This is a genomic window from Pseudomonas carassii, from assembly GCF_036324045.1.
Lineage (GTDB): Bacteria > Pseudomonadota > Gammaproteobacteria > Pseudomonadales > Pseudomonadaceae > Aquipseudomonas > Aquipseudomonas peradeniyensis.
Genome location: NZ_JAZDCT010000020.1, coordinates 39,113 through 52,934, shown reverse-complemented (window position 1 = coordinate 52,934; position 13,822 = coordinate 39,113). Strand labels below are relative to the sequence as shown.

General features: G+C 67.3%; 14 protein-coding genes. 8 read left to right on the top strand and 6 right to left on the bottom strand.

Annotation, left to right across the window (positions count from 1 at the left end; genetic code table 11):
• Window positions 1-3: 3 nt before the first annotated feature.
• Complete coding sequence (locus V0R62_RS15945; RefSeq protein ID WP_330104445.1) at window positions 4-423, bottom strand: polyribonucleotide nucleotidyltransferase; 420 nt, start codon at window positions 421-423, stop codon at window positions 4-6.
• A 119-nt stretch (window positions 424-542) separates the two neighbouring features.
• Between V0R62_RS15945 and hrpB the strand changes: the two genes are divergently transcribed.
• A complete protein-coding gene (gene hrpB / locus V0R62_RS15940) occupies window positions 543-3,071 on the top strand; it encodes an ATP-dependent helicase HrpB (protein WP_330104444.1) in 2,529 nt (842 codons plus the stop codon).
• Between the two features lie 29 nt (window positions 3,072-3,100).
• Here hrpB and V0R62_RS15935 read toward each other — a convergent pair whose 3' ends face one another.
• Entirely contained in the window at window positions 3,101-3,757 is a 657-nt protein-coding gene (locus V0R62_RS15935) for a YciC family protein (RefSeq protein ID WP_330104443.1), read from the bottom strand.
• 157 nt (window positions 3,758-3,914) lie between these two features.
• Here V0R62_RS15935 and V0R62_RS15930 point away from each other — a divergent pair, with 157 nt between their 5' ends.
• Together V0R62_RS15930 and V0R62_RS15925 are read left to right on the top strand one after the other, a co-directional pair.
• The gene (locus V0R62_RS15930; protein WP_330104442.1) at window positions 3,915-4,643 is read left to right on the top strand and encodes a DUF2076 domain-containing protein; all 729 of its coding nucleotides are present in this window, start codon (window positions 3,915-3,917) and stop codon (window positions 4,641-4,643) included.
• A 108-nt stretch (window positions 4,644-4,751) separates the two neighbouring features.
• Entirely contained in the window at window positions 4,752-5,231 is a 480-nt protein-coding gene (locus V0R62_RS15925) for an NYN domain-containing protein (protein WP_186734492.1), read from the top strand.
• An 85-nt stretch (window positions 5,232-5,316) separates the two neighbouring features.
• Here the strand turns inward: V0R62_RS15925 and V0R62_RS15920 are convergent, their stop codons facing one another.
• Window positions 5,317-5,775 carry an Lrp/AsnC family transcriptional regulator gene (locus V0R62_RS15920; RefSeq protein WP_186714246.1) on the bottom strand — a complete coding sequence of 153 codons (459 nt, stop codon included), beginning with the start codon at window positions 5,773-5,775 and terminating at the stop codon, window positions 5,317-5,319.
• Between the two features lie 153 nt (window positions 5,776-5,928).
• On the opposite strand from V0R62_RS15920, the gene yedA reads away from it, so the two are divergent.
• A complete protein-coding gene (gene yedA / locus V0R62_RS15915) occupies window positions 5,929-6,849 on the top strand; it encodes a drug/metabolite exporter YedA (RefSeq protein WP_330104441.1) in 921 nt (306 codons plus the stop codon).
• 55 nt (window positions 6,850-6,904) lie between these two features.
• Window positions 6,905-8,236: a DEAD/DEAH box helicase gene (locus V0R62_RS15910; protein ID WP_330104440.1), complete on the top strand. Its 1,332-nt coding sequence runs from the start codon at window positions 6,905-6,907 to the stop codon at window positions 8,234-8,236.
• A gap of 120 nt (window positions 8,237-8,356) precedes the next feature.
• Here the strand turns inward: V0R62_RS15910 and V0R62_RS15905 are convergent, their stop codons facing one another.
• The 3 genes from V0R62_RS15905 to pmrG all read right to left on the bottom strand — a co-directional run bounded on the left by V0R62_RS15905 (window position 8,357) and on the right by pmrG (window position 11,461).
• A complete protein-coding gene (locus V0R62_RS15905; protein WP_330104439.1) occupies window positions 8,357-9,598 on the bottom strand; it encodes a TIGR03862 family flavoprotein in 1,242 nt (413 codons plus the stop codon).
• 149 nt (window positions 9,599-9,747) lie between these two features.
• The gene (locus tag V0R62_RS15900) at window positions 9,748-10,662 is read right to left on the bottom strand and encodes a histone deacetylase family protein (RefSeq protein WP_330104471.1); all 915 of its coding nucleotides are present in this window, start codon (window positions 10,660-10,662) and stop codon (window positions 9,748-9,750) included.
• A 112-nt stretch (window positions 10,663-10,774) separates the two neighbouring features.
• Window positions 10,775-11,461 (bottom strand): lipopolysaccharide core heptose(II)-phosphate phosphatase PmrG, encoded by a 687-nt coding sequence (gene pmrG / locus V0R62_RS15895; RefSeq protein WP_330104438.1) that lies wholly within the window; start codon window positions 11,459-11,461, stop codon window positions 10,775-10,777.
• A gap of 166 nt (window positions 11,462-11,627) precedes the next feature.
• On the opposite strand from pmrG, the gene V0R62_RS15890 reads away from it, so the two are divergent.
• The 3 genes from V0R62_RS15890 (at window position 11,628) to V0R62_RS15880 (ending at window position 13,745) form a co-directional block, all read left to right on the top strand.
• The gene (locus tag V0R62_RS15890; RefSeq protein ID WP_330104437.1) at window positions 11,628-12,197 is read left to right on the top strand and encodes a GNAT family N-acetyltransferase; all 570 of its coding nucleotides are present in this window, start codon (window positions 11,628-11,630) and stop codon (window positions 12,195-12,197) included.
• Window positions 12,198-12,288: 91 nt separating this feature from the next.
• Window positions 12,289-13,158, top strand: coding sequence for an acyl-CoA thioesterase II (tesB, locus tag V0R62_RS15885; RefSeq protein ID WP_050707021.1), 870 nt, complete (start codon window positions 12,289-12,291; stop codon window positions 13,156-13,158).
• Window positions 13,155-13,745: an HAD family hydrolase gene (locus V0R62_RS15880; RefSeq protein ID WP_330104436.1), complete on the top strand. Its 591-nt coding sequence runs from the start codon at window positions 13,155-13,157 to the stop codon at window positions 13,743-13,745. The genes tesB and V0R62_RS15880 overlap by 4 nt, the downstream gene beginning before the upstream one ends.
• Window positions 13,746-13,822: the final 77 nt, after the last annotated feature.

Genomic DNA, 13,822 nt, shown 5'->3' with positions numbered 1-13,822 from the left:
AGGTCAGGCCGCGGGTACCAGGCCGTAGCTGGCCAGTTGCTCGACGCTGCCGCGGTGCTGGATCAGCCGCGGGTCGTTCAGCGGCAGGCGCTGGCCCAGTTCGCTCTCCAGGATAGCCTGCAGCTTGGTCCTGTCGACCTGGCCGTCGGCATTGATCGCCGGCTTGAGCTTGGCCGGGTCGATCTGCACGTTCTTGCCGCCGGGGTAGTAGATGGCGCCGGTGGCGAAGTCGATGCCGAAGGCGATCAGGCCGGGAATCACGTAGAACAGGATACCGATGGCGTCCATGGCCGCGACCACGGGGTCGATCTTGCCTTCGATCTGGCCACGACGGTCGGGGTAGAACAGGGTGCCGCAGGCCGTCAGCTGAGTCAGCAGGGTGGCGATGAGGGCGCCACCGATGACGCGGGAAGGGATGCGCATGTGAATCTCCGGAAGATAACGACAAACAAGGGCGCGGCAATCGTCCGCGCCTGAGGTTAAGACCATGATAGGGCAGCCTCGGTTCGCCGTTATACTCGGTCGATTGTTCGAGGACCACCATGATTTCATTACCGATCGATGCCGTACTGTCCGACCTGCGCCAGGCCCTGGCCGAACGTGACGAAGCGGTGCTCGAGGCGCCTCCCGGTGCCGGCAAGACCACCCGCGTGCCGCTGGCCCTGCTTGCTGAGCCTTGGCTGCAAGGACAGACCATTCTCATGCTCGAGCCCCGGCGCCTGGCCGCCCGCGCCGCCGCTGAGCGCCTGGCCAGCGAACTGGGCGAGAAGGTCGGCGAAACCGTGGGCTACCGCATCCGCCTGGACAGCAAGGTCGGCCCGAGCACGCGCATCGAGGTGGTCACCGAGGGCATCCTTACCCGTCGCCTGCAGGGGGATCCTGCGCTGGAGGGGGTGGGGCTGCTGATCTTCGACGAGTTCCACGAACGCAGCCTGGATGCTGACCTGGCCCTGGCCCTGAGTCTCAACGGCCGGGCGCTGCTGCGGGACGAGCCGCCTCTGAAGATCCTGCTGATGTCGGCGACGCTGGAGGGTGAGCGGTTGTCACGCCTGCTCGACGAGGCGCCGATCATCAGCAGCCAGGGGCGCATGCATCCGGTGGATATCCGTTGGAGCCGGCCCTGGCAGCCTGGCGAGTTCGTCGAGCCGCGCGTGGTCGACTGCGTGCTCCAGGCCCTGGCCGACGAGTCCGGCAGCCTGCTGGCGTTCCTCCCCGGGCAGGCCGAGATCCGCCGTGTGCATCAGGCCCTGCAGGAGGCCGTGGGCGAGCGTCCGGACATCCTGCTCTGCCCGCTGCACGGCGAACTTGACCTGAACGCCCAGCGCGCCGCCATCGAGCCTGCGCCCAAGGGCCAGCGCAAGGTGGTGCTGGCCACCAATATCGCCGAAACCAGCCTGACCATCGACGGCGTGCGCGTGGTGATCGACGCAGGCCTGGCACGGGTGCCGCGCTTCGATCCCGGCAGCGGCATGACCCGCCTGGACACCCAGCGCATTTCCCGCGCCAGTGCCACCCAGCGTGCCGGGCGTGCCGGGCGCCTCGAGCCCGGCGTGTGCTATCGACTGTGGTCCGAGGCGCAGCACGACCAGCTGGCGGCTCATGGCAGCGCCGAGATCCTCCAGGCCGACTTGGCCGGGCTGGCCCTGCAACTGGCGCGCTGGGGCGTGCCGCCGGAGCAGCTCAGCTGGCTCGACCAGCCACCGGTCGCTGCCTACGGCCAGGCTCAGGACCTGCTGGCCCGGCTCGGTGCCTTCAAGCCCGGCTGCCGGGACAACCTGAGCGTTCATGGCCAGGCCATGGCCGAGCTGCCTGCGCATCCGCGCATCGCCCACCTGCTGCTGCGCGGCCAGGACCTCGGATTGGCCGACATGGCCTGCGATGTCGCCGCGTTGCTAGGCGAGCGTGACATCCTGCGCGGTGGCGGTGCCGACCTGCACAACCGGCTGGCCCTGCTCAGCGGTGAAAGCCGCGCCTCCCGTGGCGGGCAAGGCGGCGTACAGCGCGCCCGGCAACTGGCCCGGCAGTACCGCGGCCAGTTGCGCGGCAAGCCGTGCAGTCCGGTCGCCGACCCGGATCATTCCCGCTGGCTGGGCGCGGTGCTGGCGCTGGCCTACCCCGACCGGGTGGCGCAGCAGCGCCGCGAAGGCGGTGCAGAGTATCGTTTGGCCAATGGCCGGGCGGCGCTGTTCGCCGAAGCCGATGCACTGATGAAAAGCCCGTGGCTGGTGATCGCCGACCTGGGCAGCCGTCAGGGGCAGCGTGAGGAACGCATCTACCTGGCCGCCGAGTTCGATCCGGCGCTGTTCGACGGTGTGCTGGCCGAGCAGGTGGAGCAGCTCGACCTGCTCGACTGGGACGAACGTGAACAGGTGCTGCGCGCCGAGCGCCAGCGCAAGGTCGGCGAACTGGTGCTCAGTCGCGAACCGTTACCGGGGCTGGATGACGATGCGCGGGCCAGGGCATTGCTGGGGTTGGTGCGGCGCAAGGGCCTGAACCTGCTGACCTGGACCCCGGAACTGCGCCAGTGGCAGGCCCGCGTCGCGCTGCTGCGCCAGCTGGATCTGGAAAAGGACGGCCACAGCGAGTGGCCCGACCTAGGTGACGACGCCTTGCTCGTCAGCCTGGAAGACTGGTTGCAACCCTATCTAGGCAAGGTATCGCGCCTGAGCCACTTCGCCAGTCTCGACCTGCCCTCGATGCTGCGCAACCTGCTGCCCTGGCCGCTGCCCCAGCGCCTGGACGAGCTGGCGCCATCACACCTGACCGTGCCTTCAGGTTCCAGCATTCGCCTGGACTACAGCGAGCAACCACCGATCCTCGCCGTGCGCCTGCAGGAACTGTTCGGCCTGGCCGACACCCCGCGCATCGCCAATGGGCGCCAGCAGGTCAAGCTGCACCTGCTGTCACCGGCGCGCCGGCCGGTGCAGGTGACCCAGGACCTGGCCAACTTCTGGCGGACCACCTATGCCGAGGTGAAGAAGGACCTGAAAGGGCGTTATCCCAAGCACTACTGGCCGGACGATCCACTGGTGGCGGAAGCCACGGCCAGGGCCAAGCCGAGGAAAGCCTGACGCCTGGGTTGGTTCTGGGAATGCCGGCCTCAGGCGCCGGCTTCACCCTCGAGCAGCATGAACAGGCGGTACAGCACCACGGTGCTGAACAGCTGCAGGAAGCCGCTGAGGCTGTCCAGGGCCAGTTGCACGCCAGCCTGCGGCTCGGGGAACAGCTGCAGCAGCAGGCCGTCGATCAGCCACAGCGGCGCCAGCACCGACAGCATGCAGACCATGATGCGCATGAAGTGGCCGGTGGTCATGCGCGCGCTGGTGCGCATCGACTCGATCACCGGCAGGCCGCGCAGCACCAGCAGGTACTCGGCGAACACCAGGTTCACCATGATCCACACGCCGGGGAAGATGAACAGCGCCAGGCCCGCCATGATCAGCAGCGAACTGATCACGATCAGCAGGGCCAGCATCGGCCACAACTGCAGGGCGCGGGCGAACAAGGCGCGCTTGGCGATATCCTGGCCGTTGCTGCGGGTGTCGAGGTAGAGGATCAGCGCGGCGCTGTACAGCGGGTAGAACAGCAGGCTGACGAGCATGCCGTAGGCCGGCGAGGCTTGCTCGCCCAGCTGGCTGTAGAGCAGCTGGGTGCCGAGGGCCTCGAGTACCACCAAGGGCAGGCACAGCTGGAGGATGCTCGTCAGGTGACGGCGGAAGAAGTACAGGGAGTCGCGCAGAACGCTCAGCGGATTCATCGGTCAACATCGCATGGCAGAAAAAGCAGGGCGTAACTTTAGCCCAGTCGGCCCGCTTGCTGAAAAAAGTTTCATGGCCCGGACAATTGAATCGCCAAGCCCGGGCCTCCATCTTTGACGCTGTCCGATGTCCTGTTCAGCGCACGAGGTTGCCCCGATGAACACTGAAGAACAAACCCTGATCGATGGCCTGTTCGGCCGTCTCAAGCAAGCCGAGGACCCGGCCCAGCCGCGCGATGCCCAGGCCCAGGCGCACATCGAGGAACACCTGCGCCAGCAGCCGGCGGCGCCGTACTACATGGCCCAGGCGATCCTGGTCCAGGAGGCGGCGATCAAGCGCCTGGACGAACAGAACAAGCAGCTCGAGGCCGAACTGCGCCAGGCTCGCGCACAACGGGATGCGAGCCGACCCAGCGGTGGCGGTGGTTTCCTCTCCAGCATCTTCGGCGCGGGAGCCCGCAATCCAGAGCCGCAGCGCCCGGTCGCGCCGCCGCCGACTTCCTCGGGAGGCTGGCGCGAGCCGGCGCCCCAGGCCTACGCCCCGCCACCACAGCAGCAGGGCTTCGGCGCGGCGCCCGCCCCGGCGCGCAGCGGCGCCAGCAGCTTCCTCGGCGGTGCCATGCAGACCGCTGCGGGTGTGGCCGGTGGCGTGTTGCTGGCCCAGGGCATCAGCAGCCTGTTCAACCATCATTCGCAGCCTGAAGAAATCGTCGAGGTGATCAAGGAAGAGTCGGCGCCGGCCAGTGACGCTGGCGGCTGGAACGACCAGGACAGCCAGCGCCAGGTGGCGGACAACGGTGGCTGGGGCAATGACCAGGGCGGTTATGCCGATGCCGATTACAGCGGTGGCGATGGCGGCTTCTTCTCGGACGACGACTACGTCTGAGGGCTCTGGCATACTGCTGCTTCCTATAGCGGGGCAAGCCCGCTCCCACCACGGCGTGGGAGCGGGCTTGCCCCGCGATCGTTTGCCACTGCCAGAGAGAGGCTTCAGGTGAAGAAAATCGCGCTGTTCGCCGATGTGCAGAACCTCTACTACACGGTTCGCCAAGGCCATGGCTGCCATTTCAACTACGCCGCGCTGTGGGCCGAGGTCAGTCGTGAAGGCCAGATCGTCGAAGCGGTGGCCTATGCCATCGACCGTGGCGACAGCAAGCAGCAGCAGTTCCAGCAGATCCTGCGTAACCTTGGATTCGAGGTACGCCTCAAGCCCTTCATCCAGCGCGCCGATGGCTCGGCCAAGGGCGACTGGGACGTGGGCATCACCCTCGATGTCATCGAGGCGGCGGCGCGGGTCGACCAGGTGGTGCTGGCCTCGGGCGACGGTGATTTCGACTTGCTGCTGGAGCGGGCGATGCAACGCCATGGTGTCGAAACGGTGGTCTACGGTGTCCCCGGCCTGACGGCCCTGGCGCTGATCCGCGCGGCAAGCCGCTATGTCCCCATCGAAGGCAAGCTGCTGTTGCGCCACTGACCTGTTCACCTGTTCCGGCTTGGAGCGGTACGTGGGAGCGGGCTTGCCCCGCGATTACAATGTTGGCCCGCCCCACGCTGTCGCCTCAACCTTTTTTACCGTTGCCCTCCAGATGCCCCAGCGGCACCCGTCGCGCCACCGCGCTCGATAGGATGATCGACGTCTTGGTGAAGCCCAGCTGCGACACGCGGTTGATCAGCGCCTCCAGCTCGCCCATCGAAGTGACGGCCGCCTGCATGATCACGCACGGGTCGCCGGTCACCCGATGGCATTCGGTGAGTTCGGGGATCTTCTCCAAAGCCTCGTAGGCCTGCTGATTGCCATGGCTGGCCAAGCGCAGTTCCATCACGCACTGGATCGGCAGGCCGATTTTCTCCAGGTCGACCTTGGCCGTGTAGCCGCTGATCACCCCGCTGGCTTCCAGCTTGGCCACCCGCTCGGCCACCGCCGGGGCCGAGAGATTGACCTGGCGCGCCAGCTGCGCGTAGGTGGCCCGGCCGTTTTCCAGCAGGGCGGCGAGGAGCATGCGGTCGTACTTGTCCATGATGACTCCTGTGGACTTTGCAATCGATTGGAAAGGCGCTGCACAACCATGCATTACAAAGTGTTTCGGTGTTTTAAACGTGTTTTGTAACTTAAGTTTAGGCATGGGCCTTTCTAAACTAAGCCACCCGTAAACGGAATTCGAGCCCTTGCCATGTCCTCCTCCCGTCGCTTCCCGTTGTTGCTTGTCGGCGCCTTTCTCGCCCTGTACCTGGTCTGGGGCTCGACCTACCTGTTCATTCGCATCGGCGTGGAGTCCTGGCCGCCGATGCTGATGGCCGGGGTGCGGTTCGTGATTGCCGGCAGCCTGCTGTATGGCTTCCTGCGCTGGCGCGGCGTGCCGGCGCCGACCTGGCCCCAGTGGCGCGCGGCAGGGGCGATCGGTTTCCTGCTGCTCAGTTGCGGCAACGGCGGGGTGACCCTGGCCGAGCACGCTGGCGTCGCCTCGGGTGTGGCGGCGCTGGCGGTGGCCACGGTACCGCTGTTCACCCTGGTGTTCGGCCTGTTCTTCGGTCATCGCAACTCGCGCCTTGAGTGGGCGGGGATCGCCCTTGGGCTGGTCGGCATCGGCATGCTCAACATGGGTTCGAACCTGCAGGCCAGCCCCATGGGCGCGGCGCTGATCCTGTTCGCCGCAGCGGCCTGGGCCTTCGGTTCGGTGTGGAGCAAGAGCCTGCCGCTGCCCCAGGGGGCGATGGCCAGTGCCGCGGAAATGCTGGTGGGCGGCGCCGCGCTGCTGATCGGCAGCGCCGTCAGCGGCGAGCGCCTGACCCAGATGCCCACCGCCGCCGGTTGGGGCGCGCTGGCCTACCTGGTGTTCTTCGGCTCGATCCTGGCGTTCAGTTCCTACATGTACCTGCTCAAGCACGTTCGCCCGGCGGCGGCCACCAGCTATGCCTACGTCAACCCGGCGGTGGCGGTGTTGCTGGGGATCGTCTTCGCCGGCGAGCAGATCGGCGCCGAGGAGTGCGTGGCCATGGCGGTGATCATCGGCGCGGTGGTGCTGATCGGCCTGCCGCAGTGGCGTAAGGCACCGGAGCAACCTGTGCCGCTAAAAGGCGAAATGTGCAAGTAGGGCAGGGCGTTGCGGTAAACTTGCCGCCTTCGCTGAACCCCCTGACGGTATTGCCATGAATTTCGCCCAACTCGGCCTGATCGAACCGCTGCTGCGCACTCTGCAGACGCTGGACTACACCACGCCCACCCCGGTCCAGGCCAAGGCCATCCCTGCGGTGCTCGCCGGCCGCGACCTGATGGCCGCCGCCCAGACCGGCACCGGCAAGACCGCCGGCTTCGCCCTGCCGGTGCTGCAGCGCCTGGCGCTGGAAGGGGAGAAGGTCGCCAGCAACTCGGTGCGCGCGCTGGTGCTGGTGCCGACCCGCGAGCTGGCCGAGCAGGTTCACGCCAATGTGCGCGAGTACGCCGAGAACCTGCCGCTGTCCACCTACGCGGTATATGGCGGTGTCAGCATCAACCCACAGATGATGCGCCTGCGCCGCGGCGTTGACCTGCTGGTGGCCACCCCGGGCCGTCTGCTCGACCTGTTCCGCCAGAACGCCATCAAGTTCGGTCAGGTGCAGACCCTGGTGCTCGACGAAGCCGACCGCATGCTCGACCTGGGCTTCGCCGAGGAGCTGCAAGCGGTGTACGCGGCGTTACCACGCAAGCGTCAGACGCTGCTGTTCTCTGCCACCTTCTCCGACCAGATCCGTATGCTCGCGGGCCTGGCGCTGAACGACCCGCTGAGCATCGAAGTCAGCCCGCGCAATGCCGCTGCCAACACGGTCAAGCAATGGCTGGTGCCGGTGGACAAGAAGCGCAAGGCCGACCTGTTTTGCCACCTGCTGCGCAAGCAGCGCTGGAAGCAGGTGCTGGTGTTCGCCAAGACTCGCAATGGCGTGGACCAGCTGGTCGAGCGTCTGCTGGCCGAGGGCGTGAACGCCGACGGTATCCACGGCGACCGTCCGCAGGCCACCCGCCAGCGTGCCCTGGACACCTTCAAGGCGCGTGAAGTCCAGGTGCTGGTGGCCACCGATGTGGCCGCCCGCGGTCTGGACATCGATGACTTGCCGCTGGTGGTCAACCTCGACCTGCCGATCGTCGCAGAGGACTATGTGCACCGTATCGGTCGCACCGGTCGCGCGGGCAACAAGGGCGAGGCGATCTCGCTGGTGTGCGCCGACGAGGTGCAACTGCTGGCGTCGATCGAGACGCTGATCCGCCAGGTGCTGCCGCGCCATGAGGAGCCGGACTTCATCCCCGATCACCGGGTGCCGATGACCGATGCCAGTGGCCAGGTGCTGAAGAAGCCCAAGAAACCCAAGAAGCCGAAAGAGAACAGCGCCAAGCGTGGCCTGGGGCGCTGGATGGAGAGCGAGGAGGCGGGGGCTTCGGCACCGGCGGTCAAGGCGGTGCGCAAGGTGCCGAGCTTTGGTGGCAAGCCGGGCAAGCGCAAGCCTTGAGATTTTTGGGGCCGCTTTGTGGCCCTTTCGCGGCACAAGGCCGCTCCTACAGGGTGATGCGTGGATCTCTGTAGGAGCGGCCTTGTGCCGCGAAAGGGCTGCAAAGCAGCCCCGGCAATCTCAGCCAATGCGCGCCAGCCAATCCGCCGCCGCGCTCCCGGCCCGCAGTCCACTGGCAAAACACGCCGTCAGCAGGTACCCACCCGTCGGCGCTTCCCAATCCAGCATCTCCCCCGCGCAGAACACCCCAGGCAGGTTGCGCGCCATCAGCCCCTCATCCAACCCTTCGAAGCGCACGCCACCAGCACTGCTGATCGCCTCATCCAGCGGGCGGGTACGCACCAGCGTGATCGGCAATGCCTTGACCGCCGCCGCCAGACGCTCGGGGTCGGCAAAGGTCGCCTGGTCGGTCAGCTCGCGCAACAACGCCGCCTTCACCCCGTCGATCCCGAGCTGGCCATGCAGGTGCTTGGCCATCGAGCGCGATCCCCTGGGCTTGGCCAGGGCCTGGGCAATCTTGTCCACAGGCCGGTCCGGCAGCAGGTCGAGCAGCAGCGTCGCCCGCCCGTCGCGGTCGATCGCTTCACGCAGCGCCGCCGACCAGGCATATACCAGGCTGCCCTCCACCCCTTGAGCGGTGAGGATGAATTCGCCTTTGCGCGACGCGGTGCCGGGCATGCCGAGTGCGATGTTCTTCAGCGGGGCGCCGGCGAACTTGTCCTTGAGCAGCGCGCTCCAGCCCTCGACCTCGAAACCGCAGTTGCTCGCCCGCAGCGCAGAGATATCCACACCCCGTTCGGCCAGCAGCGGCACCCAGGCGCCGTCCGAGCCCAGGCGCGCCCAGCTGGCGCCACCCAGGGCCAGCACCACGGCGTCGGCCCGTACCTGCAGCTCGCCTTGTGGATAACTCATCCGCAGGGCGCCTTCGGCTGTCCAGCCCAGCCAGCGGTGCCGGGTGTGGATAACCACGCCGGCCTCGCGCAGGCGCTTGAGCCAGGCGCGCAGCAGCGGCGCGGCCTTCATGTCGCGAGGGAACACGCGGCCCGAGGTACCGACGAAGGTTTCGATGCCCAGGCCGTGAATCCACTGGCGCAGGGCCTCGCCATCGAAGTCGCGCAGCAGCGTGTCGATCTCGCCCTGGCGTGCGCCGTATCGGCCGACGAAGGCGGGGTAGGGCTCGGAATGGGTGATGTTCATGCCGCCGACGCCGGCCAGCAGGAACTTGCGGCCCACCGAAGGCATGGCGTCGAACACTTCTACCGCCATCCCGCGCCGAGCCAGGGTCTCGGCGGCCATCAGGCCGGCGGGGCCGCCGCCGATCACGGCGACGAGGGGGCGGGAGGCGGGGCGGGGATCGTTCATGGCGGGCGACAGGCTGTGGAAAAGACCGCGCATTCTACCTCAGCGGGGCCGGCCACGACACTGCTCAAAAAACGACCAACTCTTTGCAGCTCAGGCAGTTAAAGGGCTGGAGCGGCTTTCCCGCAGGTTATCCACAAGCGGTTCCACAGTCATTGTGAACAACCGAGTACCCGCGCCGCGCTGTGGTGGAGGATGCCGTGGCGCCTGGCCAGGGCTTCGCGGTCCTTGCTGTAGCCGCCACCGATCACGCCCACCACCGGGATGTCGCGGCCCAGGCACTGGCGCAACACGTGCTCGTCGCGGGCGGCCAGGCCTGCGTCGGTCAGGTTCAGGTAGCCCAGGGCATCGTCCTTGTGCACATCGACGCCGGCGTCGTACAGCACCAGGTCGGGCTGGTACAACGGCAGCAGGTAATTCAGCGCGTCTTCGACCACCTTGAGGTAGGCGTCGTCGTGCATGCCGCGGGGCAGGGGGATGTCCCAGTCGCTCTGGGCCTTGCGCGCTGGGAAGTTCTGCTCGCAGTGCAGCGACACGGTGATCGCTTCCGGGGTGTCGTGGAGCATGCGCGCGGTGCCATCGCCCTGGTGTACGTCGCAGTCGAAGATCAGCACCCGGTGCACGCGACCGGCCTCCAGCAGGTAGCGGCTGATCACCGCCAGGTCGTTGAAGATGCAGAAACCGGCCGGGTGATCGTAGTGGGCGTGATGGGTGCCGCCGGCCAGGTGGCAGGCAATGCCGTGTTGCAGCGCCTGCTCGGCGGTCAGCAGCGAACCGCCCACGGCGCGCACAGTGCGCCGGGCCAGGGCTTCGCTCCAGGGCAGGCCGAGGCGGCGCTGGTCCTCGCGGGACAGTTCGCCGTTCATGTAGCGCTCGATGTAGTCGCGATCATGGGCCAGGGCGAGGATGTCGTTGGGGCAGATCTCCGGGCGCAGCAGGGCGGCGTCGGTAGTCAGGCCGCTGTCCACCAGGTGATTGCGCAACAGGCGGAACTTGTCCATCGGGAAGCGATGGTCCGGGGGGAACTCGGGGCTGTAGTCGTCGTGGTAGATCAGCGGCAGGGGCATGGTGTCGGCGTGATGGGGGCGAGCACCGATCTTGCCAGCATTGGTGGTGTCGGTGCCAACGCAATCGCGGGGCAAGTCGGGTCGCCGCGAAAGGGCCGGTACTGCCATGCAGTCATTGACCTGCGGACGCCAGCACCCGTTGCCAGTCCGGCTCGTTCATCCGCCCAAGGATCCGTGCCTTGCCGCTGCCATCCACCGACACGAACAGTGCGCTGGCATAACCGCTCTCACGCTCGCCGCCCGGCACATGTTGCTGGCGGGCGAAGTGATCGATGCAACCGTTGTGGGTCACCAGCACCAGGTTGTGCCCGGGCCGCTTGCGGGCCATGGCCTCGGCCGGGAACGGGTGGTCGCAGCGCTCCAGCCAGTCTTCGCTGGTCACGGCCTGACCGAGGATGAAGTGCGCGGTCTGGCGGGTGCGCAACTTCGGGCTGCTGAGCAGGTCGGCGCCGGCCAGCCCCAGTTGCCGCAGGCCCTGACCGACCCGTTGCGCCGCCTGGCTGCCGGACAGGGTGATGCCGGTCGGATCGTCCAGGCACGGTCCCGGGGCACTGTCGCAGCGTTCGGCGTGGCGAATCATCACGATCACCGCGCCTTCCTTCCAGTCCTGCAGCAGGCCGCTGTCGCTCAACTGTTGCTCGTTGCCAAGGTTCACGATGTGCGTCCTCGTCGCTAGCCAGCTGCTGGCCCCGACCAGTGCCAGGAGCAGGCCGATGGCGGCGCCGACCGTGGTGCGCGAGCGGCGGCGTTTGCGGTGGGCCAGCAGGGCCGGGTTGTGCAGGGTGTTGCTGGGGTGCATGCGTCACTCCGATGGCAGTGCGGCGTCGACGAAGGCCGCGGTAGAGCCGGCATTGTGCGGAGCGGCCTGTCGGGGGGCGGTGAAGCCGATGTGAAAAAAGCATCGGCTGGCCGATGCGCGCGACCTACGCTGTACACTGCCAGACCGTGATTTCGGAGCCGTGCCGATGACCCCCATTCTCGAACTGGAAAGCCCGCGCCTGGTGTTGCGCCAATGGCAGGACGATGACCTGCGCGAGTTCGCCGCCCTGTGCGCCGACCCACAGGTGATGCGCTATTTCCCCGCGCCGATGACCCGGGTCGAGGCGGCGGCGCTGATCGGCCGGATCCGTGGCCATTTCAACGAGTACGGCTTCGGCCTGTGGGCCCTGGAGCGCAAGGACAGCGGTGCCTTCATCGGCATGACCGGCCTGCTCAACGTCAACTTCGACGCCCCGTTCGGCCCGGCGGTGGAGATCGGCTGGCGCCTGGCCCGGCGCCACTGGGGGCTGGGCTTCGCCAGCGAGGCGGCCTGGGCCTGCCTGCGCTGTGCCTTCGCCCAGTTGCACCTGGACGAGGTGGTGTCGTTCACCACCGAGGGCAACCTGCCGTCGCAGAAGGTGATGCAGGCCATCGGCATGGTCCAGGACCTGGCGGGCAGCTTCGAGCACCCGCGCCTGCCCGCCGGTGATCCGCTGCGCCCCCATGTGCTGTACCGCATCGACCGCGAGCGCTGGCAACAGAACCTGCGCGGCTGAATAGGTCGCCATTCGTACGACGGGACGAACGGCAAAACCCTGTATCATTCGCCGGTATAACCGCGCCGTATTGCCTTGCCAGGAGAACCCCATGAGTCACGTACTCGACGATCTGGTCGACTTGCTGAGCCTCGAGTCCATCGAGGAGAACCTGTTCCGCGGACGCAGCCAGGACCTGGGCTTCCGCCAGCTGTACGGTGGCCAGGTGCTCGGCCAGTCGCTGTCGGCGGCCAGCCAGACGGTCGAGGACGCGCGCCACGTGCATTCGCTGCACGGTTACTTCCTGCGTCCGGGCGATGCCAGCATGCCGGTGGTCTATTCGGTGGACCGCGTGCGCGATGGCGGCAGCTTCAGCACCCGGCGGGTCACGGCGATCCAGAAGGGCCAGCCGATCTTCACCTGCAGCGCCTCGTTCCAGTACGACGAAGACGGTTTCGAGCACCAGGCGCAGATGCCTGACGTGGTCGGCCCGGAGAACCTGCCCAGCGAAGTCGAGCTGGCCAGCGCCATGGCCGACAAACTGCCCGAGCGCATTCGCGAAAAAGTACTGTGCGCCAAGCCCATCGAGATCCGCCCGATCACCGAGCGTGATCCGTTCGATCCCAAGCCGGGCGAGCCGATCAAGTACGCCTGGTTCCGTGCCGACGGCAACCTCCCGGACATCCCGGCGCTGCACAAGTACCTGCTGGCCTATGCCTCGGACTTCGGCCTGCTGACCACATCCTTGCTGCCCCATGGCAAGTCGGTGTGGCGCAAGGACATGCAGATCGCCAGCCTCGACCATTCGCTGTGGTTCCACCGTGACCTGCGCGCCGACGAGTGGCTGCTGTACGCCACCGATAGCCCCTGGGCCGGCAACGCCCGCGGTTTCTGCCGTGGCAGCATCTTCAACCGCGCCGGGCAGTTGGTGGCCTCGTCCACCCAGGAAGGCCTGATCCGCCATCGCAAGGACTGGGCATGAGCCTGGGTGACATTCGCCACTGGGTGTTCGACATGGATGGCACCCTGACGGTTGCCGTGCATGACTTCGCGGCCATCCGCGAGGCGCTCGACATTCCGTCGGACCACGACATCCTCACCCACCTGGCCGCCTTGCCGGCGACGGAAGCGGCGGCCAAGCATGCCTGGCTGCTGGAGCACGAGCGCGACCTGGCGATCGCCTCCAAGGCTGCTGACGGCGCGGTGGAGCTGGTGCGTGAGCTGGCCGGGCGCGACTGCCGGCTGGCCATCCTCACCCGCAATGCCCGCGAACTGGCCCATGTCACCCTCGAGGCCATCGGCCTGGCCGACTGCTTCCCGGTCGAGCACATCCTCGGGCGCGACGAGGCGGCGCCCAAGCCCAGCCCTGACGGGCTGCTGCAGATCGCCCGGGCCTGGGGCGTGAGCCCAGCTGAAATGGTGATTGTCGGTGACTACCGCTTCGACCTCGACTGTGGCCGGGCCGCAGGCACCCGCACCGTATTGGTCAACCTGCCGGACAACCCATGGCCGCAGCTGGCCGACTGGCATGCGGCCGATTGCCGGGCGCTGAGGGCGTTGCTGGGCTGACGGCCCTGTCGCGGGGCAAGCCCGCTCCCACGTGTGCTTACCATCGTGGGAGCGGGCTTGCCCCGCGATCACCCAGA

Bases quoted from the DNA above. Each gene is read 5' to 3' on its own strand.
- V0R62_RS15905 (WP_330104439.1), bottom strand. From the start codon at position 9,598: ATGAACGATCCCCGCCCCGCCTCCCGCCCCCTCGTCGCCGTGATCGGC.
- hrpB (WP_330104444.1), top strand. From the start codon at position 543: ATGATTTCATTACCGATCGATGCCGTACTGTCCGACCTGCGCCAGGCC.
- pmrG (WP_330104438.1), bottom strand. From the start codon at position 11,461: ATGCACCCCAGCAACACCCTGCACAACCCGGCCCTGCTGGCCCACCGC.
- V0R62_RS15890 (WP_330104437.1), top strand. From the start codon at position 11,628: ATGACCCCCATTCTCGAACTGGAAAGCCCGCGCCTGGTGTTGCGCCAA.
- V0R62_RS15880 (WP_330104436.1), top strand. From the start codon at position 13,155: ATGAGCCTGGGTGACATTCGCCACTGGGTGTTCGACATGGATGGCACC.
- V0R62_RS15900 (WP_330104471.1), bottom strand. From the start codon at position 10,662: ATGCCCCTGCCGCTGATCTACCACGACGACTACAGCCCCGAGTTCCCC.
- tesB (WP_050707021.1), top strand. From the start codon at position 12,289: ATGAGTCACGTACTCGACGATCTGGTCGACTTGCTGAGCCTCGAGTCC.
- V0R62_RS15930 (WP_330104442.1), top strand. From the start codon at position 3,915: ATGAACACTGAAGAACAAACCCTGATCGATGGCCTGTTCGGCCGTCTC.
- V0R62_RS15910 (WP_330104440.1), top strand. From the start codon at position 6,905: ATGAATTTCGCCCAACTCGGCCTGATCGAACCGCTGCTGCGCACTCTG.
- V0R62_RS15945 (WP_330104445.1), bottom strand. From the start codon at position 423: ATGCGCATCCCTTCCCGCGTCATCGGTGGCGCCCTCATCGCCACCCTG.
- yedA (WP_330104441.1), top strand. From the start codon at position 5,929: ATGTCCTCCTCCCGTCGCTTCCCGTTGTTGCTTGTCGGCGCCTTTCTC.
- V0R62_RS15935 (WP_330104443.1), bottom strand. From the start codon at position 3,757: ATGAATCCGCTGAGCGTTCTGCGCGACTCCCTGTACTTCTTCCGCCGT.
- V0R62_RS15920 (WP_186714246.1), bottom strand. From the start codon at position 5,775: ATGGACAAGTACGACCGCATGCTCCTCGCCGCCCTGCTGGAAAACGGC.